The following is a 20217-nucleotide window of genomic DNA, read 5'->3' as shown; positions in this document are numbered from 1 at the left end:
TTATCGCATAGCGCGATGAACAGCGTGTTTCAGACGTTCACCCCGAAGTCGCGGGCGATCCCGGCGAGGCCGGACGCGTACCCCTGACCGACGGCGCGGAACTTCCACTCGCCGCCGTTGCGGTACAGCTCGCCGAACACCATGGCGGTCTCGGTCGACGCGTCCTCCGACAGGTCGTAGCGCGTGAGCTCCGCGCCGCTGGCCTGGTCGACGACCCGGATGTAGGCGTTGGAGACCTGGCCGAAGGACTGGCTGCGGGCCTCGGCGTCGTAGATCGACACCAGGAAGGCGATCTTGGTCACGTCGGCGGCAGTGCCCGCCAGATCGACGTTGACCTGCTCGTCGTCGCCCTCGCCCTCGCCGGTCAGGTTGTCACCGAGGTGCTTGACCGTGCCGTCCGGCGACGTCAGGTTGTTGAAGAACACGAAGTGCTGGTCCGAGATGGCCTTGCCCGACTCGCCGCAGATGATCGCGCTCGCGTCCAGGTCGAACTCGGCCCCGGTCGTGGTCCGGACGTCCCAGCCCAGACCGACGGTGACCGCCGTCAGACCGGGCGCCTGCTTGGTCAGGCTGACGTTGCCGCCCTTGCTGAGGCTGACTCCCACGAACTCCTCCAACTCGCTTCCGCGGGGAACTCCCGCTGCACAAATACGGTCCGGATGTTTCCAGCGGGCCGCCATGCTCTGCCGACCGCCGCGAGAAGGGTCGCAGATCAGTTCAACCCCTGCCGACCACAGCCGCGGTTGCACCGGAAATTCATGTGCGAGTGTAGAGGCTGACCCCAAGCTCTTGATCAAGGTCAGGCCGGGGCCGGGTCCTGCCCGTCCCGGCGACGGTGACATCGTCGCAGGTCAGCGCCGGCCGCACGGGCCGACGGCCGGGGTGCGGGCGGGACCGGGGCCGTTTGCTCTGAATTCGCTGGGAACCAGGCCCGGCGGCGGGCCTTGCGGGATGCGGGGCCTTTCAGGATGCGGAGGGCCGTGCGGGCCTTTCAGGATGCGGCGGGGTCGCCGGCGGCGTCGCGGGCCTCGCCGTCCGGCGGGGCGGTGCCGGGCCGCCAGCCGATGTCGTTGAGGCGGCGCAGCCTGCGGACCCGCTCGGTCAGGTCCGCGGTGATCTCGTCGGGGCTGGTCCCCTCGTCCATCGCGGCCGACCGCGCGGTGCGCAGCTCCCGGTGCAGCAGCTCGGCGATCCGGTCAGCCGGCGGGTCCGTGGCAGGAGTGGCCATGCGCCTATGCTCCCAGACCCGCGCCCGGACGGTCGACCGTCGCCGGGAGCCGCCCCGCGGCGATGCCAGGGCTGTCCGGCCGGGTGGGACTGCGCATGACGTCGACCTCCACGCTGGGACGCACGGGGCGTGGACACACGACCCGTGCGGTATCTGACGGACGATGCCACCGCCCCGCCGTTTCCGAAACGGGTCGCCCGGCCCATTCCCACGACCGTCGCGTACCGGATCGACGTGGGACTCGACCCGGAAAGTTGATCCACGTCAGTACGATCGACCCGCAATTCGCCGGATAGTGCCGTGCCCTCCGGATTCTGCGATGCCAGACTGACGTGAGCGTTCAACTAAGGCGATTCGACGCATCATCCGTGCCCGCGTCACGCAGCCGCTTCACGCAGCCGCAGAACATTGTCGAAAGGGAATCGTCATGCCTCGACGCAGTCCGACGGCGGCCGATGAGGTTCGCGGCCTGGCCAGGCTCGGGACGCTCGCGACGACCGTCGCCAACGCCGACGAACCGCAGCGGCTGCGACTGACCGGTGGTGCCTATTCGGTGGTGTACCCGGTCGTCTACACCGGGCTGACCCAGGGGCTGGAGCGCCGCCGCGGCCACCCGGCCTGCGCCGTGTCAGTGCGGCACCTCGCCGACGACTGCCTGGACCGCTTCCATGACGACGTCGAGGCGGTCGTCCACGACGTCGTCCGTCGCGCGACCGCCCCCATCGACAACCTCGACGCCTGGATCTGCGGCCTGATCAACTCCGCGACCGTCAACGGGCACCGCCGCCGCCGCGGCGAGATCGGCGCCCTGCAGCGGCCGCGCGCGCCGAAGTGGCTCGTCGACGGGCTCGGCGGCGACCGCTGGCTGGTCCACCTCGCCGTGCAGATGCTCAACTGGGTGGGCAACCCCGCGACCGCGGGCTCCCAGGTGTGGCCGGTCGACAGCTGGACCGCGCTGCGCTGCCGCTTCACCGGCGACTGGGACCCGGCCGCCGACGTCGACGTCCGCCACGACATCGAGGCGGTCCTGCGGGTCATGCGGGCGAAGCGGGAGTGGTACGAGCGCTACGTCGAAGGCCCGCTCGGCCACAAGCACGTGCCGGTCCCCCGCTTCGCGCCGGAGAGCCCGGGCACCCTGGCCCCCGCCCTGGACCTGCTCGACGTCGGCGAGCGCGACGACCTGTACATGCGGGAGCTGGCCCACCTGGCGATGACCGCGATGCGGACCCGCCTGCTCGCCGGGGAGGACCCGCGCACCGTGGTCGCCGAGGTCATCAACGTCGCGTTCGGCGACGGCGCCGGGCTCGCGATGGACGGGACGCAGCACGTCAGCGACGCCACGGGCGAGCACGTCGGGCGGCTCCTGCGCGACCAGGACCGGATCTCCCGGATCGTGGTCGCGGTCCTCGCCGTCGTCGAAGACCGGTAGACCCCCGCCACCCATCCCGCTCCGCGGCGACCGGTCCGTCAGAGAGCGCCGGACACGGTCCGGCCAGGATGGGGAGCGGCGATGCACGACGACGAGCGGCCCACGGCGACGGGCACACCCCGGATCGAGACCCGTATCCACACCGGGCGGCGGGCCGCGCCGGCACCGGTCGTGCGCACGTTCCTGCTGTACGAGCCGCCGGCACCGGCCGGCGGTGGCCCGCCGCCGGCGTCGTTCGGGCACCTGGCCGCCGACGGCTCGTATGCGACCACGGTCGGCCGGTACACCGACGGGGGCAGCCACGTCACCCACGGCATCGTCACCGCGGATCCCGCCGACTACGGGCCGCTGCGCCCGGCCCAGCTGTTCGGCGCGCCGTTCTGGGACTCGGCCGCCGGCGACCCGGTGGCGCGCGACTCGCTGACGACCACGCTGACCCCGTCCCGGGTCCGGGAGTGCGTGCTCAACCAGCCCGGCGGCGGCGCGATGCTGCTGGCGCTGGTGTCGGCCCTGGAACGCGCACTGGAACGAGCCCTGGACGGGGCGCCGGACGGGGCCCGTGTGGTGCTTGTCGGCGCGGAGGTCCCGCGGATCGTCGAGTGGCTGGCCGCCGGGACGCTGCTGCTGCCCCGCGCGGCGGCCATCGCCCTCGGTTTCAAGATCTTCGCCGGTGATCCCGCGACCGCGGGCGTGCCGGTCGTCGGCGTGCACCCGGACGACGCCGCCGCGGTCACCGGCCCCGGCGTGTTCGACCTGCGGACCGGCGCGTTCCCCGACGCGCCTCCCTCCGCGCACGCGCTGCGGTGGGTCGGGCTGTTCCTCGAGCAGGACCCGGGCGAGGTCGTCGCCGCCCTCGACGTCGCCGCCGCGTGCGGCCTGCCGGAACCGGAGGCGGCCACCGCGCTCGGCCTCGCCGCCGTCCTGCACCGCGAGCCGGACCTGCGCCACGCCGAGGCGGTGGCCGGGTGGCTGCGCGGCGGGCCCGCGGACCTGCGCGACCGGTACGCCGCGCCCGTCGCCGCGACGTTCACCGGGTCGGTCACGGCGTGGCCGCTGCCGGTCCTGGAGCTGCTCGACGCGGCCGGCGTCCCCGGGTCTGCGGCCGCGATCAGGCTGGCGCTCGTGCGCGGCGAGGCCGACGCCGCCGCGCTGCGTGCCGAGGTCCGCGACCGGCCGCTGCCCGCCCTGCCCGCCGGCGAGTGGACGGCCGCGGACGCCGGCACGGCCAGGCGGATCGTGCTCGCCGCCCTCAACGCCGGGCCGGCGCCGGAGGGCTACGAGGCGCTGCTGCGGGTCGCGTCCCGCTTCGGCCTGGACGTCCAGCTGTCCGACCTGGCCGACCGGGGACGCGACCTCGTCGAGTTCTGGGCCGACCACCCACGCGCCGGCTACGACCCGGACCGCTGGCCGTGCGGCGACCGGCTGGCGCAGGCGCTCGTCGACGAGCTGACCCGCCGGGTCAAGGCCGTCCCGGGGCGGCGCCGCGACGTCGGCGCCGGCTGGTGGCGGTGGCTGCTGCCCCGGATCGACTCCCTGGAGCCACCGCTCGCCGAGGCGGTCCTGGCCGGCGCGGTCCTGCACGGCGAGGACCGGGCCGGTCTCGTCGAGCGGCAGCTGACCGCGGCGGCCGGCGACCCCGACCGGTTCCTGTCGACCGCGGCAGCGCTGTGGGCCCTCGCCCTGCCGACCGCCGCCGAGCTGCGACTGGTCCGCAGCCTCGCGCCCGACGGGATCGTGCTGCCGCCGGCGGTCCTGGACGGTCTCGTCGGCCGCCTCGTCGGCGACGCGCCGCTCATCGACGAGGACGTGGAGATCGGGCACCTGCTCGTCGACGCCCGTCTCGTGCCCCGGCACCGCCTGCTGTTCCAGCTGCTCGCCGACGACCGGGTGCTGCGCACCGTGGTGCAGCGGCTGATCGCCGGGCCGGCCGGTGGACCGGGCCCGACCGTCGCGCTGCTGCACGAGATCGAGGAGCTGCCGGCCCGCCTGGTGCGCCTGCACGCCGGTGGCGTGGTCGCGGCCCTGGCCCGCAGCGCCCCGCCCCGGGAGCTGCTCGCGGTGCTGCGCCGGCACCCGGGCATCGTCGAGCACTGCGTCGCGCTGCTCAGCGACCTGCTGCGCAAGGCGGGCGACGAGCGGCACGCGGCGGTCGCGTTCCACCTGATGCACGACGCCGGGCGCCCCGGTCTGCGGCCGGTGCTGACCGAGCCGGTGCTGCGCTGGGTGACCCGCGCGTCGGGCCGGCAGCTGCTGCGGGTCGGGCACCTCATCGCGGCGTTCGGCCCGGTGTGGTCCGCGTCGTGGGACGGCTACCTGGACCACATCCGGTCACACCGCCGGATGAACCGCCTCATCCACCCGTTCGGCGGCCGCTTCTCCTGACCTGGGCTTTTTCCGGAGCACGGCGGGCGGCGAGGTTGGCGAGGGCGAGCAGGGTCAGGAGCGTGACCGACAGCCAGAAGCCGGTGCCGGTGCCGATCACGTCGTCGACGGTCTTGCCGTCCGGCGGGCGGCTCTGCGCGAGCACGGCGGCGGCGAGCCGGTCGGTGACGGCGGCCTGCCCGGCGGCGAGCGTGAGCGCGGCCAGGACGGCGAGCCCGGCGGTCACCGTCCGGCGGCGGCGGTCGCTGCCGAGGCCGGCCGCGGCGACGACGGCGGCGAGCAGGAGCAGCGCGGCGACGTACGCCGGCTGCGGGGCGAGCCGGTCCTCGCGCTGCTCCCCCGCCGGGAGGACCTGGTCGGCCGGGCCGACGTCCGGGGCGCCGCCGGTCGCGAGGTCGAACCCCGTGTACTGGGTCGACCCGCCGGTCTTCGCCCGGCCGTAGCCGCTGGGCAGCCCGCAGGACACGGTCGCGAACGGCAACGCGAAGCACAGCAGCACCAGCAGCGCCGTCGCCGGGCTCCGCCACCGCCGGCGCAGCGGGGTGCGCGGGGCCGCGGGCTCCGGCACGCCCGCGGGCGGTGCGGCGGGCTCCGTGGCCGGCGGCCCGGCCGGCGCGGCGTGCAGCGCACCTTCGGCGACGACGGTCTCCGGGCGTTCGACGGTGGTGGGCGCGACCCCGAGCCGGGCGTGCAGGAGCCGGGCGAGCAACGGCAGCCGGCTGCCACCACCGACCAGGAACACCGCGGCGAGCTCCCCGTCGCCGGCGGTCGCGAGGCCGTTCAGGGCGGCGGCGCTCACGGTCTGGGCGGCGGCGCTCGCGGGACCGTTCACCGCTGCGGCGCTCACGGTCTGAGCGGCGGCGCTCGCGGGACCGTTCACCGCTGCGGCGCTCACGGTCTGAGCGGCGGCGCTCGGGGTTTGGGTGGCGGCGCTCGAGGGACCGTTCACCGCTGCGGCGCTCATGGCCTGAGCGGCGGCGCTCGGGGGTTGGATGGTGGTGCTCGCCGGGCCGTTCAGGGCGGCGGCACTCACGGTCTGAGCGGCGGCGCTCGGGGGCTGGGTGGTAGCGCTCGCGGTCTGGGTGGTGGTGCTCGGGGTCTGGGCGGTACTCGGAGTGGCGGCGCTGAGGGCGGCGGTGCTGAGGGCGGCGGTGCTCGGGGTGGCGCTGAGGGCGGCGGCGGTCAGGGTGGCGGCGAGGTCGGCGACCGGTGCCAGCAGCGGCGCGGCGACGCCCTCGAGCTCCTCGCGGGTCAGGTGCGGATCGGAGGGGCAGCCCGGCACGTGCACCGGCGCCACGCTGAGCCGCGAGAGGCTCTCCTTGGCCGCCCTGACCTCCTGCCACAGCAGGAGCCGGTCCCGGCGGTCCGCGGCGGTGACCGGTGCGGCCAGCCGGTGCCACACGTCGGGGGCCGTCGCGCCGACCAGGTCGCCGAGGACACCGACCAGCGCGGCGTCCACGTCGAGGCCGCCGACGTCGAGGCCGCCCTGCGCCACGACCTGCCCGTCGCGGACCACAGCCAGATCGGCGGTGCCGGCACCCAGGTCGACGACGAGCACCGCGCTACCGGGCGGGACCGCGTGGCCGTGCACACCGGTGAAGTACGCGGCCGCGGCGACGGGCTCGCTGACCAACTCGACCACGCCGAGCCCGGCCCGCGCGGCCGCGTCGGCAAGCACCGCACGCCGCGGCGCTCCCCACCCGGCCGGAACGGTCAACACCACGGCCTCCGAACCAGGCACCACAGCACCCGAACCCGGCACCACGGCTCCCGGACCAGGCACCGCCGAGCCCGAGCCCGGCACCACAGCTCCCGAACCCGGCACCGCAGAGCCCGGCACCGCAAAACCCGAGCCCGGCGCCGCGAAACCCGAGCCCGGCGCCGCGAACGAGGCGGCGGCACCGTCCACGGAGGTGGCCAGGGTGCCGCGCCCGGCGGGACGGGCGACGCCGGCGTGGTCGGCGACCGCGGTCAGCACGGCGGCGAGCGCGTCGGCGACGTCGACGGTGTAAGCGCCGAGCAGCACCGTGCCGTCGTCGATCCGCCGCTTCGGGTTGGGTTCGAACGCCGCCGGATCCGCCCGGGCGAGCCGTTCCGCGTCGAGCCCGGCGACCAGGACGCCGCCGGTGCCGGCGTGGACCGCCGACGGCAGCTGCTCCCGGCCGTCGAACAGCACCGGCCGGACCCGGCCGTCCGCGCCGCGCAGCACCGCGACCGTGTTCGAGGTGCCGAGGTCGATGGCGAGCCGGTCCACGTCCGCAGCGTACGCCCCGCCCCGATCGACCGCCCCTGATGCACCACCCCCGGCCGGACCTTCCCGACGATCGAAAGCCGCGAGCTGGGGTCGCGTTCTCCCCCAGGAACCCGGCGGCAGGTTCCGGTGCGGGGCAATCCGCTCCCGGCGACGCGCCGGGCCGGCTACCCGATGGCGGCCAGCTGGGCGGCGACCGAGTCCGGGTGGGGGCGGGCGGCGATGCTCGCGCGGAAGCGGCCGGCCGTCATCCGCAGGCCGTAGTCGGACAGCAGCCGGTGCAGCTGGTCGGCGGTGATCGCGGTGGCGGACATCGCCCAGCCGGCGCCGGAGCGCTCCACCACGCCGGCGTTGTGGCGGCGGTCGCCGGGGCCGGGGACGACGAGCTGGGGGACGCCGGCGGCGAGCGCGCCGAGGACGGTGCCGGCGCCGCCGTGGTGCACGACGGCGCCGACGGTCGGCAGCAGCGCGTCGAGGGGCACCCAGCCGGCGGTGAACACGTTGCGTGGCAGGTCGGCCGGCAGGCCCCGCTCGGGCCGGACGAGCAGGATGTCGGCGTCGACCTCGCCGGCGACGGCCACGACGGCGCGCATGAGGCCGCCGCTGCCGGGGCCGTCGACGGTGCTGCGCGACACCGCGATCCGCGGCCGCCCCTCCCGCACGGGGAAGGGCGTGGCGGTCCCGCCGACCGTGCCGGGCAGGTGCCGCATCGGCGTGCCGGTGCGCTCACCGACCAGCTCGGGCGGCGCGATCTGCACGGCGGTGAGCGGCTCGGGCAGGGCCTCGACGCGGTGCCGGCGCAGCGCCGGGCCGGCCGTCACGGCCGCGAGGACGGCGCCGTCGAAGAGGTTGTTCTCGTGGCGGACGGCGGGGATGCCGCGCCGGGCGGCGGCGACCGCGCCGGCGACCGCGAGGGGCTCGTGGACCACGAGGTCGGGGCGGAACCGGTCGGTGACCGCCGCCACGCCGTCGACGAGCCGCTCGTTGACGGCGCCGAACAGCAGCGCGACGCCGCGGGTTCCGGCGGTGCCGGCCAGCTCCGCACGGGCGATCAACGGGTGGCGCAGCATCATCCGCCGGGCGGTCCGGCCGAAGGAGAAGCCCGGCGCGACGTCGGCGACGGGCAGTTTCACCGCCCGCCCGGCGGTGAGCGCGTCGGCGGCGGTGGCGACGAGCACCTCGTGCCCGGCCCGCCGGAACGCCTCGGCGAGCGGGACGAGTGGAAGCACGTGGCCCAGCAGCGGCGCGGACACGAACAGCACACGCATGCGGTCGACCTTAGTCGATCTCCGTCAGCCGCTCCCGCTCCCGGTTGATGCGCAGGGCCTCCTCCAGCTGGTCCTCGAGGCTGATGATGCGGCAGGCGGCGTCGAGGGGGGTGCCGCGGTCGCACAGCTCCCGGGCCCGGATCGCGAGCCGCAGCTGGTGCCTGGAATACCGCCGGTGCCCGCCGGGCGAGCGCAGCGGGGTGAACAGCTTGAGCTCACCGAGCCGGCGGAGAAAGTCGTGCGAGACGCCGATGATCGCGGCTGCCCGGCCCATGGTGTAGGCGGGGAAATCGTCGTCGTCCAAGGGGTGGTCTTCCTGTGCCACGTCACCTCCGCGTCGAGGGCCCCGGCGCTTGTGCGCCGGGGCCCAGGGTTTTGGGTCTAAACACCATCTACCAGCACAAGTGCCGGATTGTCATGTCCACATCGGACGCCACGTTCAGCGCGGGACGTGGGGATCGCATCGACCAGACCGAAGACCACCTCTCGTTCGATGGACACTGCGGTGCTCGCTCGACCAGGTGCAACGGCCGACAGCGGGCGATCCAACGGTGTGAGCCCTCCCCTTCCTCTCGTCGATTTCACTATCCGTGCCGAACGGAGTCGCTGCCAGTCGCGCGGCTCTGTCCCTTCGCCCTCGGAGGGGGCGGAATGCGTCAGCGTGGTTTGCTGTCTCTCTTGACCCCTGAAACGCTACGCTGCCACGCCGCGAAAATCTAGGTCCGACACACCAGATTTCCTGCGTTCACCCGCCTGGGTTCGCGAACGGCGAACGATCGGCGAAACAGTACCGCCGGAAAAACGCCTACCGTCGGACCATGACCACCGTTCGTGACGTCACCGTCCGGCTCGCCACCTGGCTGGACCGGCTCATGCCCGCGGGCGACCGGCGGGACTCGCTCGGCGCCGTGCTGGCCCGGTTCGCCGCCGACGACCGGCCGGTCACCGCCGAGCTGTGCGCGGAGGTCGAACGCGCCGCCTGGACGGTGTCACGGCACGTGGCGCTCGTCTTCGAGCCGGACGGGACGGCGCCGCCGGACACCGAGGCCCGGCAGTGGCCGCGGCAGGACCCGGCGGCGGTGCGGGCCCGCGCGGCGTCGGTGTCGCAGGCGCGCCGCCTCGCGGACGGCACCGCCCTGATCCGGATCGACGGCCTGGACGAGGTCGGCCTGGCCCAGCCGTATGTCGACGCCGCGTTCACCCTCGCCCGCGGCGCCCGGCGGCTCGTGCTCGACCTGCGGGCCAACGGCGGCGGCGACCCGGCGACGGTCGCGCTGATCGCCGGCTGGCTCCTCGGCGACGAGGCGGTCCAGCTGTCCGAGGTGGTCGACCAGGAGCGGCGGCGGCAGTGGTGGACACCCGACCGCCCGCCGGGCGGCGCGCTGCGGCTGGACACCTGCGTCCTGGTCGGCCGCGGCACGTTCTCCTCGGGCGAGGCCCTGGCCTATCACCTGCAGGCCCGCGAGCGGGCCCGCGTGGTGGGCGAGGTGACGCCCGGCGCGGCGGACCACGTGCTGCCGATCCGGCTCGCACCCACGGTCCTGGCGCACGTGCCCAGGGCGTACGTCGTGGACACCCGCACCGGCGGGAACTGGGAGGGCACCGGCGTGGTCCCCCACCTCAAGGTCGCGGCCGGGGAAGCGCTGGAGGCGGCGCTCACCGCCATGGACGAGTGAGCGCCGTCCAAAAGCCGTCCAAAAGCCGTCCAAAAGCCGTCCAAAAGCCGGCAAAAGCCGTCCAGGACGTCAGCCCGCGGCCCGGTAGGCCTCACCCGCCGGCGTCGGCGTGGTGCCGTCCTTGTACAGCCCGTACGGCAGCGAGTCACCCACCGCCGGCAGCGAGAACCAGGCGTACCGCTCCACCCAGGCCGTCGACTGCATCGAAGCCGTGGTCGCCGTGATGAACGCGGTGATCTGCGCGGTCGTCGGATACTTCGGCGTGCCGGTGAAGTTCATCAGGCCGTACTCGGTGACCCAGATCGGCAGGTTGTACCGGTCGTGCACGGCCTTCAGGTACCCGGCGAACTGCCCGGCCGCGGCGGCGCTGAAGTCGGAGCCGTACCAGTGCAGCGTGATGAAGTCGACCCGCCGCTGCTGCTGCCGCGCCCCGGTCATGAACCGGTCGAGCCAGCCGCCGGGGGTGTTGCCGCCGTAGGCGACGGCCGGGCTGCCGAGGCGCATGCCGGTCGCCTCCAGCCGCGGCCACAGCGAGAGGGCCTGCTCGACGGTCATGTTGGCCTGTTCGGCGAGGTCGGGCTCGTTGAAGCCGAGCAGCACCGTGCCCTCGCTCCTCGCCTTGGCCAGGGTCGCGTCGGTGACCGAGGCGGCGCCCCAGATCATCGGCACGAACTCCGCGGTCGCGGGCATGCTGTCGTTGCTGGGCGACCAGTTGTAGTACCAACCGGCGCCGACGTTCGTGACGGCGGCGGACAGCCCGGGAAACGACCAGGTGCTGACGCCCTTCTTCTTCCCCTGGACCGGCGGGGCGGAAGCCGACGGCGTCGGCGAAGATGAGGCCGAGGGCAGCTTCCAGGCCTGGTTGGCGCCGCCGGTGCAGGCCCAGATCTGCAGCCGGGTGCCGTTGGCGGAGCTGTTGCCGCTCGCGTCGAGGCACTTGCCGGAGCCCGGGTTGACCAGGCGGCCCGCGCTCGCCGTCCACCGCTGCGCGCCGGTGCCGTTGCAGGCGTAGAGCTGGACCTTCGCCCCGTCGGCGGTGGACGCGCCGGTCACGTCCAGGCACTTGCCCAGCGCGCGGACGCTGCCGTCGGACTCGACCGTCCACTGCTGCGCCGCCGTGCCGTTGCAGGCGTACAGCTGGACCGCGGTGCCGTTGGCGGAGTTGGCGCCGGCCACGTCGACGCACTTGCCGCCGATGCCGGTGATCGGGCCGGCGGTCGCGGCCATGGCGTTGGTGAGCCCGAGGACACCCAGCGCGGCGACGACGGCGGTCGTCACGATGATCGCGAGGGTGCGGCGGCGCGGGCGCCGGCGGGCGGTCGGGTGGGGCGTCATGCGCTCAAGCTCGCCGATGCGCCGCACGGCCGCAACCTCACGGCGGCGACTTCATCAAAGTCTAAGACAAACTTGAGAGAGCGCTCTCCGGGCCGAGGGTGCCGCCGGGCAACGGCACCCTCCACGGCGACGGTCAGCGCCGCGGCACCTGCGGCAGGCGGGTCTGCACGAGCGGCGGGCCGGCCGCCGCCAGGTCGCCCTGCACGGTGCGCAGCGACTTCTTCGGCTGATACGCGGCGTCCCACAGGCAGCCCGAGCCCTCCGGCGGGTTCTTGAACCAGTTCGGGATCCACGAGTACCGGTCGGTGAAGCCCCACACCGTGAACGACAGGCAGTGCCGGTTCAGCAGGCACGCCTGCAGCAGCACGTGGTAGTTGTACGCCGCCGCCTGGTCCCTGGCGTTGAGGTCGGCGCCGTTCGCGGCCACGGCGGGGTCGTCGGCGTTCTTCGTGAGGCTGCGCGCGTCGACCTCGGTGAGCGCGACCGCGAGGCCCAGGTCGGTGAAGCGGCGCAGCGCGTCGGCCACCTGGAAGACGTCGTAGTTGCCGTACTGGGTGGCCAGGTGCCCCTGGCTGCCGACCCCGTCGACCGGCACACCTTCCGCCCGAAGCCGCTTCACCAGGTCGTAGACGAACTGGGTCTTGTCGCCGGGCCCGCCGTCGCCGAACGCCTCGATGTTGTAGTCGTTGTAGAACAGCAGCGCCTTCGGGTCGGCGGCCCGGGCGGTGCGGAACGCGTCGGCGATGTACCCGGGCCCGAGCAGGTCGGCGAACTTCTGCTTGAACGACCCGGCGTTGCCGCCCAGGTGGATCGCGCTCGGGGTCTCCCACGGGTCGCTGACGGCCTCGTTGACCACGTCCCACTGCCAGATCCGGCCGCGGAAGTGCGTCACCACGTCGGTGATGTGCCGCTTCAGCAGCGCCCGCAGCTTCGGGCCGTCGATGGAACCGTCGTCGATGCCGGCGGTGACCCAGGCCGGTAGCTGGCTGTGCCAGCTCAGCACGTGACCGCGCACGAGCTGCCGGTTGCGCACGGCGGCGTCGATCAGCGCGTCGGCCGCGGCCCAGTCGTACGTGCCGCGGGTCGGCTCGAGGCTCTCCCACTTCATCGCGTTCTCGGCGGTGACGGTCGAGAACTGCGAGTCGACCATCGTCTTGTAGGCCGGGTCGGCGGCGTACGCGGCCGGGTCGACCGCGGTGCCGAAGGACAGCCCGTGCCGCGCGGCGAGGGACCGCAGGGTCTGCTCCTGCGGCTTCGGCGGCCGGGCGTCGTGCGCCGACGCCGCGACGGTGCTCAGCGAGCCCACCGCCACGACGGCCAGGACACTCGCATTGATCAATCTCCGGAAGCGCATTCGTGCTCCGTTTCGTCATGGGGGTACGGGCGGGGCGATCTGTTGATAACCGCCGATCCCAGGCCCGGGAACGAATTTCGGAAGCTTTCGAAAGGCATTGACAGCTACGTGACGGGGACCGGACCCGGTCCGATCAGCGAGGTCTTCCGGATCACGAGACCGGGCCGGCGCGCAGGACCAGGTCCGCGTGGCTGAGGGGGTCGACCCTGGTGCTGGGCACGGTGCAGGCGTGCGCCCCGGCGACCGCGCCGAACCGGGCGCAGCCGGGGGCGGGAACGCCGGTCAGGAAGCCGAACAGGAAGCCGGAGACGAACGCGTCACCGGCGCCGTTGGAGTCCACCGCGGGCGCGGGCAGCGCGGCGACGGGCACCGGCAGCACGTCCGGCGCGTCCCGGGTGAGCAGGTACGCGCCCTCGGCGCCGGCGGTGGCCACGGCGACGCGGGGACGGCCCATCGCCAGGACCCGCCGCAGGGTCGCCGGCACGTCGGGCAGCGCCGCGGCGGACATGAACACCACGTCGGCACCGCGGGCGAACTGCTCGTGGTAGGCGTTGACCCCGTCCCAGTCGTGCAGGTCGGTCGACACGGTCACCGGCAGGCCCGCGAGCACGTCGAGGGCGTGCTGGCACGGGTGGGTGATCGAGACGTGCACGTGCCGGGCCCGGCCGGCGAGGTCGCGCAGCAGCGGCTCCGGGAACAGGGCGGACTCGTCCTGCCGGCTGCCGTCGTACAGCGACGACCGCCGGCCGAGCGGGTCGACGAGGTTCACCGCCCGCTTGGTGCCGGCCGGCGTCGGCACCACGGTGAACGGGACCCCGTGCCGCTCGTGCAGGTCCCGGACGAGCTGCCCCTCCGGGTCGTCGCCGAGCACGTCGAGGTGGGAGGTGCGCAACCCGAGCGCGTGCAGGCCGAGGGCGACGCCGTCGCCGGTCTGCCCGGCCCGGGTCAGGATCGCCGGCACCAGGTGGCTGTCGGCCGGTGGCAGGGGCAGGGCCGGCACGGACACGACGGTGTCGACACCCGCACCGCCGAGCACCAGGACGTCGATCATGTGGTTGACAGTACAAGTCCGGCTTGACCTTGCCGCTGCGGCAACGTTTCTACTGGACGCATGCGGATCGGTGAGCTCGCCGCGCTGGTCGGGGTGTCCACCCGCACCGTGCGCCACTACCACCACCTGGGCCTGCTGCCCGAGCCGGCCAGGCGGGTCAACGGCTACCGGGAGTACCGGCTGCGCGACGCCGTCGCGCTCGCCCGGGTGCGCCGGCTCGCCGAGCTCGGCCTGTCCCTCGACGAGATCCGCGACGTGCTCGCCGACGACCAGGGCCGCGAACTGCGGGAGGTCCTCGAGGACCTCGACGCGGACCTGGCCCGGCAGCAGGCGGCCATCGCCGCCCGGCGGGCCCGGCTCGCGGGGCTGCTCGCCGGCCCGGACCTGCACCCGGACTCGACGGTCTCCCCGGACCTCGCCGCGGTGCTGCGGGACCTGCCCACCGGCGACTCCCCGTTCGGCGCGCTCGACCGGGAGCTGCTCACGCTCGTCGACACCGGCGCCGACGACGCGGCCCAGGCCGGCTTCGCGGAGCTGCTGCGGCCGCTGACCGAGCCGGCCGCCCTCGCCCGCGGGCAGGCGCTGTATGCCCGGCTCGACGACCTCGCCGACGCCGACCCCGGCGACCCGCGGGTAGCCGGGCTGGCCGAGGACCTCGCGGCGCACCTGCCCGCGGGCATGGCGGCGGCGATGACCGACGCCGGCAACGAGCAGTGGATCGGGACCATGGCCGGGGAGATGTCCGCCGCGCAGGCCGAGGTGTTCCGCCGGCTCGTCGACGTGCTGCGGGGGCGGGCGTGATGCTGCGACTCGCCCGCGCCGCGCTGTTCGCCGCCGTCCCCGCCGAGCTGCTGCTCGTGGTCCTGCTGGTGGCGGGGGTACCGCTGCCGCACCCGCTGCTCGCGGCCGTCGAGGCGCTGGTGCTCGCGGTGCTCACACTGGAGGCGGTGACGGTGCTGCGGCTGTTCCGCGCCGGGCGCCGCCGCGGCCTCGACCGGCGCGCCGCGGCCAGCGCCGCCTACGGGCGCCTCGTGCCCGTCCAGGTCCGGCGGATCATGGGCTTCGACGCGAAGGGCATGGTGAGCCTGGCCCTGTGGCTCGCCCGCCGCCGCCACGGGGTCCCGCCGGGCGCCGTGCCGGTGCCGTACTTCGGCGCGCAGGCCCCGGCCCTGGTCGCCTTCCTGGGCGTGATGGTCGTCGAGCTGGTCGTGATCGAGATCGTGCTGCGCTCCGTCGGCGCGCCCGTCGCCGTGCGGGCGGTGCTGATCGTGCTCGACGGCTACTCGATCCTCCTGGCCCTCGCCATCATCGCGGCCTGCGTCACCCGTCCGCACGTGGTGTCCGCGACCGAGGTGCGCATCCGCTCGGGCGCCTTCTTCGACCTGCGCATCCCGCGGGAGCGGGTCGCGGCGGTGCGCCGGATCCGGGGGTACACCGAGAAGGGCACGATCCGCGTCGACGACGGGACGCTCACGGTCGCGGTGTCCTCGCAGGCGAACCTCCTGCTGGAGCTGACCGGACCGGTCACCGCCGTCCGCCCGCTGGGCGCCACCTGCGAGGTCCACACGGTGCGCTGCTTCGCCGACGACCCGGCCGCGGCCCTGGCGGCGCTGACCGCGGTGACCGGCCCGCCCGCCGCCGCGGGCGAGGTGCACGCCTAGCATCCCCGCGACAAGCCCTCCGGCAAGCCCCGCACCCGCGGCCCCGGCGCCCGCCTGACCCGGCGCCGGGCCCAGCGGGTGGGACACCCGGTGACGCCGGCCGCTACGATGGGCGTCACTGCGTCGACCGCGGCGCCCCACCTGGATCCTGACCCGCCGGGAGGCTTCCCCCGTGCCGACGAGCGACCTCGACCAGCCCCAGCAGGACCCGCGGCTGGACATCGACACCGTGTCCCCGGCCCGCCGGTGGAACTACTGGCTCGGCGGCAAGGACCACTTCCAGGTCGACCGGGACTCCGGCGACCGCATCGCCGGCGCGTATCCCGCGATCCGGATCGCCGCGCAGGAGGGCCGCGCCTTCCACAACCGCACGATCCGGTATCTCGCCCGCGAGGCCGGCATCCGCCAGTTCCTCGACATCGGCACCGGCCTGCCGGCGCCGGACAACACGCACGAGGTCGCGCAGGCGATCACCCCGCAGGCCAGGGTGGTGTATGTCGACAACGACCCGATGGTGCTCGCGCACGCCCGGGCCCTCATGATCGGCTCCCCGGAGGGCGCCACCAACTACGTCGACGCCGACCTCAACGACCCGTCGGCGATCCTCGGCGCGCCGGAGCTGGCCGCGACGCTCGACCTGCGCGAGCCGGTGGGCATCCTGCTCTACGCGGTGCTGCACTTCATCAAGGACGACGAGCGGGCCCGCGAGATCGTCGCCGACCTCCTCGCCGCCGTGCCCGCCGGCAGCTACCTGGTCGCCACGAACGGCACGAAGGACTTCGTCCCGCCGCAGGTGGGCGCCATGTACGACGACATGCTGGCGAAGGGTCTGGTCGACGCGTGGCCCCGGGACGGCGCGACGTTCGCCCGGTTCTTCGACGGCCTCGACCTCGTCGACCCGGGCGTCGTGCCGATCAGCGAGTGGCGCCCGTCCGCCGCCGAGCATCCCGCGCCGAACGAGGTCTCCATGTACGGCGCGGTCGGCCGCAAGTAGCCTCACCCCGCCGCGGGTTTGCGGATGACCGCCTCCAGGTAGTCCATCCGCAGCACGAGCGTGCCGTCACCGGCGACGTTGAACCGTTCCGCGATCTCGACCATCTCCGCCCGCAACTCGGCCGCGCGCTGTTCGTCCAGGGCGGCGAGGGTACGGGTGACCGGCCCGTAGAAGGTGGCGAAGAACGCCGCCTGGTGGGCCGCGGACGGGTACCGCCACAGGAACTCGCGCCGGGGTGCGGTGATGCCGACGGCCGGGCCGAACAGCTCGCGCAGCCGCGCCTCGTCGCCCCACTGCGCCGGCGGCCGCAGCCCGGCCGGCGGTGGCACCTGCCGGCCGATGGCCCGGAACAGCTCCGCGACGTAGCTGTCCGGGGTCCAGTTGACCATGCCGATCCGGCCGCCGGGGCGGCAGACCCGCAGCAGCTCGGCGGCCGTGCGTTCCTGGTCGGGGGCGAACATGGCACCGCACGTGGACAGGACCGCGTCGAACGACGCGTCGGGGAACGGCAGGGCCTCCGCGTCGCCGTCGGTGAACGTCGCCTCGAGCCCTTCGGCCTCGGCCCGGCGCCGGGCGCGGTCCAGCAGCGCCGGGACGTAGTCGACGCCGACGACCTGGCAGAACCGGCGGGCGGCGGCGAGGCTCGCGTTGCCGTTGCCACAGGCGACGTCGAGCACCTGTTCGCCGGCGCGCAGGTCGACGGCCTCGCAGAGCAGTTCGGCGGTCAGCAGCAGCCGGGTGCCGACGGCCGCGTAGTCCCCGGCGGCCCAGGCCGCCTGCTGGCGCTGTTTGACGGTGACGGTGTCCATGCGGTCTTTCCTTCCTCGCGCGGTCCGTGGGTGGACCGGTCAGCGAAAAGGTAGGCCGGTGACAGGGGTGCCGGGATCGGGATCGCTGCCTAGTTGTGGGCCTCGGGCTGCCCATCTTTGGGTTCCGCTCCGGGCTCCGGCTCCGGTCGCACGACGCCGAGCCGGCGGGCCGCCGTGACGGCCTGGTGGCGGGACCCGGCGCCGAGCTTCGCCAGCAGCGCCGACACGTGATGCCCGACGGTGCGCACCGACAGGGACAGCCGCGCGGCGATCTCGGCGTCGGTCAGCTCCTCGGCGAGCAGGCCGAGGACCTCGACCTGCCGGGCGGTGAGCCCGGCCGGGTTCGCGGCGGTGGCGCGGATCGGCCCGCGCGGGATCCTCGGGGTGCCGCCGGCGCGCAGCCTGCGCCGGACCCGCTGGGCCGCCGGCCGGGCGCCGAGACCGTCCAGCAGCGCCAGCGCGGCCAGCCCGGCGTCCTCGCCGCTCGCCAGGGCCAGGGCCTCCTGATACGGGCAGCCCAGCGCCCGCCACGCCGCCGCGGCACCCCGCCAGTCGCCGGTCAGCAGCAGCCGGTACGGCTCGGCCACCACCGCGGGCACGCTCGGCAGCGCGCCGGCCTGCCACAGCCAGAACGCCAGCTCCCCGGTGAACCACGGGTGCCCGGCCCGCACGGCGAGCTCGTACTGACCGGCGGCCTCACCGGCGATCTCGCCGTCGGCGCCGCGCAGCCACGCGTGCTCGGCCCGGGCCGCCGCGACCTGCGCGGTCCACTGCAGCTCGACGGTGGCGTAGCCGCGCTCGGCCGCCTCCCGCAACGTCGCGGTCGCGGCCGGGTCGCCGCGGCGGGCCTGCAGCAGCCCGAGCGGCACCAGGGCGTCGACGAACCTGGCCCCACCGGCGACCCGCTCCGCCAGGGCCGCCCGGGCGTCGCGCTCCGCCCCGGTCCAGTCGCCCTGATCGAGCCGGACCCGGGCGCGGTGGCCGAGGACGTGCTGGACGTATCCGGCGAGCTCGTGCGCCCGCACGAACACCAGCGCCCGGTCCAGGTCGGCGCGGGCGTGCCGGTAGTCGCGCAGCTCCGCGCTGATCGTGCCGAGGTTGCACAGCGCCCGGGCCGCGTCGTCCTCGAGCCCCGCGGCGACGGCGAACGCCTCCTCGAGGTCGGCGCGGCCGCCCGGGTCCCCGCCGAGGAGCCGGGCCGAGCCGATGTTGGTCAGGGCGTGGCTCAGCACCTCCCGGTCCTCGAGGCGCCGGGCGAGCCCGATCGCCCGGCCGGCCCAGCCGGCGGCGGCGGCGAGCCGGTTGGCGAGCATGTCGAGCTGGGCCTGGTTGCTGTACGCCATCGCCAGCCCGCGCCCGGCCGGCCCGGCCTCCAGGACGGTGACCGCCCGGGCCGCGGCGGCCTCCGCTTCGGGCCGGTTGCCGTCCCACCAGTACAGCCGGGACAGCCGGCGCAGACCGTCGCCGAGCTGTGCGAGGTCCCCGGCGGCCTCCCGCAGCGCGAGGGCCTCCCGGCCGGCGGTGACCGCCTCGGCGGACAGGCCGGAGAGGTAGCACTCGGCGGAGTACCCCTCGAGCAGCTCGGCCCGGTCCGGGACGCCGCCGGCGAGCGGCAGCACGGCCCGGTAGTGCTCGACGGCCTCGCGGTGGGCGGCGACGGCGGCCGCCTGCCGGGCCGCCTCCGGCGCGTACCGCAGCACGGCGGCGGTGTCGCCGGCCTCCCGCGCGTGGTGGACGAGCCGGGCGACGTCGATGCCTCCGCGCGTGCCCTCGTGGGTCCCGGCCAGGATCCGCAGGATCCGGCGGTTGAGGTCGCGGCGGGCCATGGCGGACAGCGAGCCCTCGACGGCCCGGCGCAGCAGCTCGTGCCGGAACCTGACGGTGTCCTCCCCCGCGACCAGCAGCCCCGCCGCCATCGCCGCCTCGACCGCCGCCGGCGGCGCCCCGTCGAGGAGCCACAGCTCCGTGCCCGTCGGCACGACCGCGACGAGCCGCACCACGTCGCGCGCGTCCGGCGCCAGCCCGGCGTAGCGGGCCAGGGCCAGGTCGCGGACCGTCAGCGGTACCCCGCCGGGGTCCCCGGCCGGGCCGGCGGCCAGGACCTCGGTGACCAGCAGCGGGTTCCCGCCGGTCAGCGCCCGCAGCCCGGCGGCGGGACGCCCGGCCCGGCGCGCCAGCTCCGCCACCGCCCCTTCCGACAGCGGCTCCACCTGGACCCGGCGCACCGCCCGCGCCGGCAGCAGCCCGATGACCGTCCTCAGTGGATGGTCGACGGGCAGTTCGTCGTCGCGGTGGGTGACGACGAGCAGCGCCTTCGTCTGCGCGATCCGCCGCCCGAGGAACACCAGCAGGTCCAGGGTCGCCTCATCGGCCCAGTGGGCGTCCTCGACGACGACCACCGGCGTCCGGTCGCTGCGCTCCAGCTCGTCCAGCAGCGCCGCGAAGAGCTGCTCGCGCGGGCCGCCGGCGGCGAGCAGCCCGGCGAGGGCGCCGCCGGTGCGCCGCCCGACGTCGTGCAGGGGCCCCAGCGCCCGCGGGGTGAGCAGCGGGTCGCAGGCGCCGAACAGGAACCGGGCCCGGGTGGCGTGCCGTTCGCTGAACCGCCGCACGAGCGCCGACTTGCCGATGCCCGCCTCGCCCGCCACGAGCACGACCCGACCCGCCGTCGCCGCCGCGGCGAGCGCACCGGCGAGGTCGTCGAGCAGTGGATCACGTTCGAGCAGGTCCGTCACAGCGCGACGGTACCGCCGGTTCCCCGCCGACGGGTCTCCGTGATCCG

16 protein-coding genes are annotated in these 20217 nt (G+C 75.1%); 6 read left to right on the top strand and 10 right to left on the bottom strand.

Going from position 1 to position 20217, the window contains the following annotated elements:
- Positions 1–29 precede the first annotated feature (29 nt).
- Entirely contained in the window at positions 30–605 is a 576-nt protein-coding gene (locus Dsi01nite_RS03710) for a TerD family protein (RefSeq protein WP_203844575.1), read from the bottom strand.
- Positions 606–991: 386 nt separating this feature from the next.
- The gene (locus Dsi01nite_RS03705; RefSeq protein WP_203844574.1) at positions 992–1228 is read right to left on the bottom strand and encodes a hypothetical protein; all 237 of its coding nucleotides are present in this window, start codon (positions 1226–1228) and stop codon (positions 992–994) included.
- A 427-nt stretch (positions 1229–1655) separates the two neighbouring features.
- On the opposite strand from Dsi01nite_RS03705, the gene Dsi01nite_RS03700 reads away from it, so the two are divergent.
- Positions 1656–2657: a hypothetical protein gene (locus Dsi01nite_RS03700; RefSeq protein ID WP_203844573.1), complete on the top strand. Its 1002-nt coding sequence runs from the start codon at positions 1656–1658 to the stop codon at positions 2655–2657.
- A gap of 81 nt (positions 2658–2738) precedes the next feature.
- Complete coding sequence (locus tag Dsi01nite_RS03695) at positions 2739–5039, top strand: GTPase-associated protein 1-related protein (protein WP_203844572.1); 2301 nt, start codon at positions 2739–2741, stop codon at positions 5037–5039.
- Here Dsi01nite_RS03695 and Dsi01nite_RS03690 read toward each other — a convergent pair.
- The 3 genes from Dsi01nite_RS03690 to Dsi01nite_RS03680 form a co-directional block, all read right to left on the bottom strand.
- A complete protein-coding gene (locus Dsi01nite_RS03690; RefSeq protein WP_203844571.1) occupies positions 5008–7293 on the bottom strand; it encodes an Hsp70 family protein in 2286 nt (761 codons plus the stop codon). The genes Dsi01nite_RS03695 and Dsi01nite_RS03690 overlap by 32 nt on opposite strands.
- 164 nt (positions 7294–7457) lie before the next feature.
- Positions 7458–8558 carry a nucleotide disphospho-sugar-binding domain-containing protein gene (locus tag Dsi01nite_RS03685; protein WP_203844570.1) on the bottom strand — a complete coding sequence of 367 codons (1101 nt, stop codon included), beginning with the start codon at positions 8556–8558 and terminating at the stop codon, positions 7458–7460.
- 10 nt (positions 8559–8568) lie between these two features.
- Complete coding sequence (locus Dsi01nite_RS03680) at positions 8569–8832, bottom strand: helix-turn-helix domain-containing protein (protein WP_203844608.1); 264 nt, start codon at positions 8830–8832, stop codon at positions 8569–8571.
- 544 nt (positions 8833–9376) lie between these two features.
- Here Dsi01nite_RS03680 and Dsi01nite_RS03675 point away from each other — a divergent pair.
- A complete protein-coding gene (locus Dsi01nite_RS03675; RefSeq protein ID WP_203844569.1) occupies positions 9377–10234 on the top strand; it encodes a S41 family peptidase in 858 nt (285 codons plus the stop codon).
- A gap of 69 nt (positions 10235–10303) precedes the next feature.
- Here the strand turns inward: Dsi01nite_RS03675 and Dsi01nite_RS03670 are convergent, their stop codons facing one another.
- The 3 genes from Dsi01nite_RS03670 to Dsi01nite_RS03660 all read right to left on the bottom strand — a co-directional run bounded on the left by Dsi01nite_RS03670 (position 10304) and on the right by Dsi01nite_RS03660 (position 13974).
- Entirely contained in the window at positions 10304–11569 is a 1266-nt protein-coding gene (locus Dsi01nite_RS03670) for a glycoside hydrolase family protein (protein WP_203844568.1), read from the bottom strand.
- Between the two features lie 133 nt (positions 11570–11702).
- Positions 11703–12923 carry an endo-1,4-beta-xylanase gene (locus tag Dsi01nite_RS03665; RefSeq protein WP_203844567.1) on the bottom strand — a complete coding sequence of 407 codons (1221 nt, stop codon included), beginning with the start codon at positions 12921–12923 and terminating at the stop codon, positions 11703–11705.
- A 151-nt stretch (positions 12924–13074) separates the two neighbouring features.
- On the bottom strand, positions 13075–13974 hold the full coding sequence (locus Dsi01nite_RS03660) for an adenosine kinase (protein WP_203844566.1): 900 nt from the start codon (positions 13972–13974) through the stop codon (positions 13075–13077).
- 60 nt (positions 13975–14034) lie between these two features.
- On the opposite strand from Dsi01nite_RS03660, the gene Dsi01nite_RS03655 reads away from it, so the two are divergent.
- From Dsi01nite_RS03655 to Dsi01nite_RS03645, 3 genes are all read left to right on the top strand, one after another.
- Entirely contained in the window at positions 14035–14775 is a 741-nt protein-coding gene (locus Dsi01nite_RS03655) for a MerR family transcriptional regulator (RefSeq protein ID WP_203844565.1), read from the top strand.
- On the top strand, positions 14775–15635 hold the full coding sequence (locus Dsi01nite_RS03650; RefSeq protein ID WP_373318722.1) for a hypothetical protein: 861 nt from the start codon (positions 14775–14777) through the stop codon (positions 15633–15635). Before Dsi01nite_RS03655 ends, Dsi01nite_RS03650 begins: the two co-directional genes overlap by 1 nt.
- 172 nt (positions 15636–15807) lie before the next feature.
- The gene (locus Dsi01nite_RS03645; RefSeq protein ID WP_203844563.1) at positions 15808–16629 is read left to right on the top strand and encodes an SAM-dependent methyltransferase; all 822 of its coding nucleotides are present in this window, start codon (positions 15808–15810) and stop codon (positions 16627–16629) included.
- Between the two features lie 2 nt (positions 16630–16631).
- On the opposite strand, the gene Dsi01nite_RS03640 is transcribed toward Dsi01nite_RS03645, so the two are convergent.
- Entirely contained in the window at positions 16632–17438 is an 807-nt protein-coding gene (locus Dsi01nite_RS03640; protein WP_203844562.1) for a class I SAM-dependent methyltransferase, read from the bottom strand.
- A gap of 89 nt (positions 17439–17527) precedes the next feature.
- Positions 17528–20170 (bottom strand): ATP-binding protein, encoded by a 2643-nt coding sequence (locus tag Dsi01nite_RS03635; protein WP_203844561.1) that lies wholly within the window; start codon positions 20168–20170, stop codon positions 17528–17530.
- Between the last annotated feature and the right edge of the window lie 47 nt (positions 20171–20217).

This window comes from Dactylosporangium siamense (genome assembly GCF_016862795.1).
GTDB classification, from domain to species: domain Bacteria; phylum Actinomycetota; class Actinomycetes; order Mycobacteriales; family Micromonosporaceae; genus Dactylosporangium; species Dactylosporangium siamense.
Note: the sequence above shows the minus strand (reverse complement) of the source record. Positions and strands in the feature narration are given on the sequence as shown.

Bases quoted from the DNA above. Each gene is read 5' to 3' on its own strand.
- Dsi01nite_RS03705 (WP_203844574.1), bottom strand. From the start codon at position 1,228: ATGGCCACTCCTGCCACGGACCCGCCGGCTGACCGGATCGCCGAGCTG.
- Dsi01nite_RS03700 (WP_203844573.1), top strand. From the start codon at position 1,656: ATGCCTCGACGCAGTCCGACGGCGGCCGATGAGGTTCGCGGCCTGGCC.
- Dsi01nite_RS03695 (WP_203844572.1), top strand. From the start codon at position 2,739: ATGCACGACGACGAGCGGCCCACGGCGACGGGCACACCCCGGATCGAG.
- Dsi01nite_RS03685 (WP_203844570.1), bottom strand. From the start codon at position 8,558: ATGCGTGTGCTGTTCGTGTCCGCGCCGCTGCTGGGCCACGTGCTTCCA.
- Dsi01nite_RS03680 (WP_203844608.1), bottom strand. From the start codon at position 8,832: ATGGGCCGGGCAGCCGCGATCATCGGCGTCTCGCACGACTTTCTCCGC.
- Dsi01nite_RS03675 (WP_203844569.1), top strand. From the start codon at position 9,377: ATGACCACCGTTCGTGACGTCACCGTCCGGCTCGCCACCTGGCTGGAC.
- Dsi01nite_RS03670 (WP_203844568.1), bottom strand. From the start codon at position 11,569: ATGACGCCCCACCCGACCGCCCGCCGGCGCCCGCGCCGCCGCACCCTC.
- Dsi01nite_RS03665 (WP_203844567.1), bottom strand. From the start codon at position 12,923: ATGCGCTTCCGGAGATTGATCAATGCGAGTGTCCTGGCCGTCGTGGCG.
- Dsi01nite_RS03660 (WP_203844566.1), bottom strand. From the start codon at position 13,974: ATGATCGACGTCCTGGTGCTCGGCGGTGCGGGTGTCGACACCGTCGTG.
- Dsi01nite_RS03655 (WP_203844565.1), top strand. From the start codon at position 14,035: ATGCGGATCGGTGAGCTCGCCGCGCTGGTCGGGGTGTCCACCCGCACC.
- Dsi01nite_RS03650 (WP_373318722.1), top strand. From the start codon at position 14,775: ATGCTGCGACTCGCCCGCGCCGCGCTGTTCGCCGCCGTCCCCGCCGAG.
- Dsi01nite_RS03640 (WP_203844562.1), bottom strand. From the start codon at position 17,438: ATGGACACCGTCACCGTCAAACAGCGCCAGCAGGCGGCCTGGGCCGCC.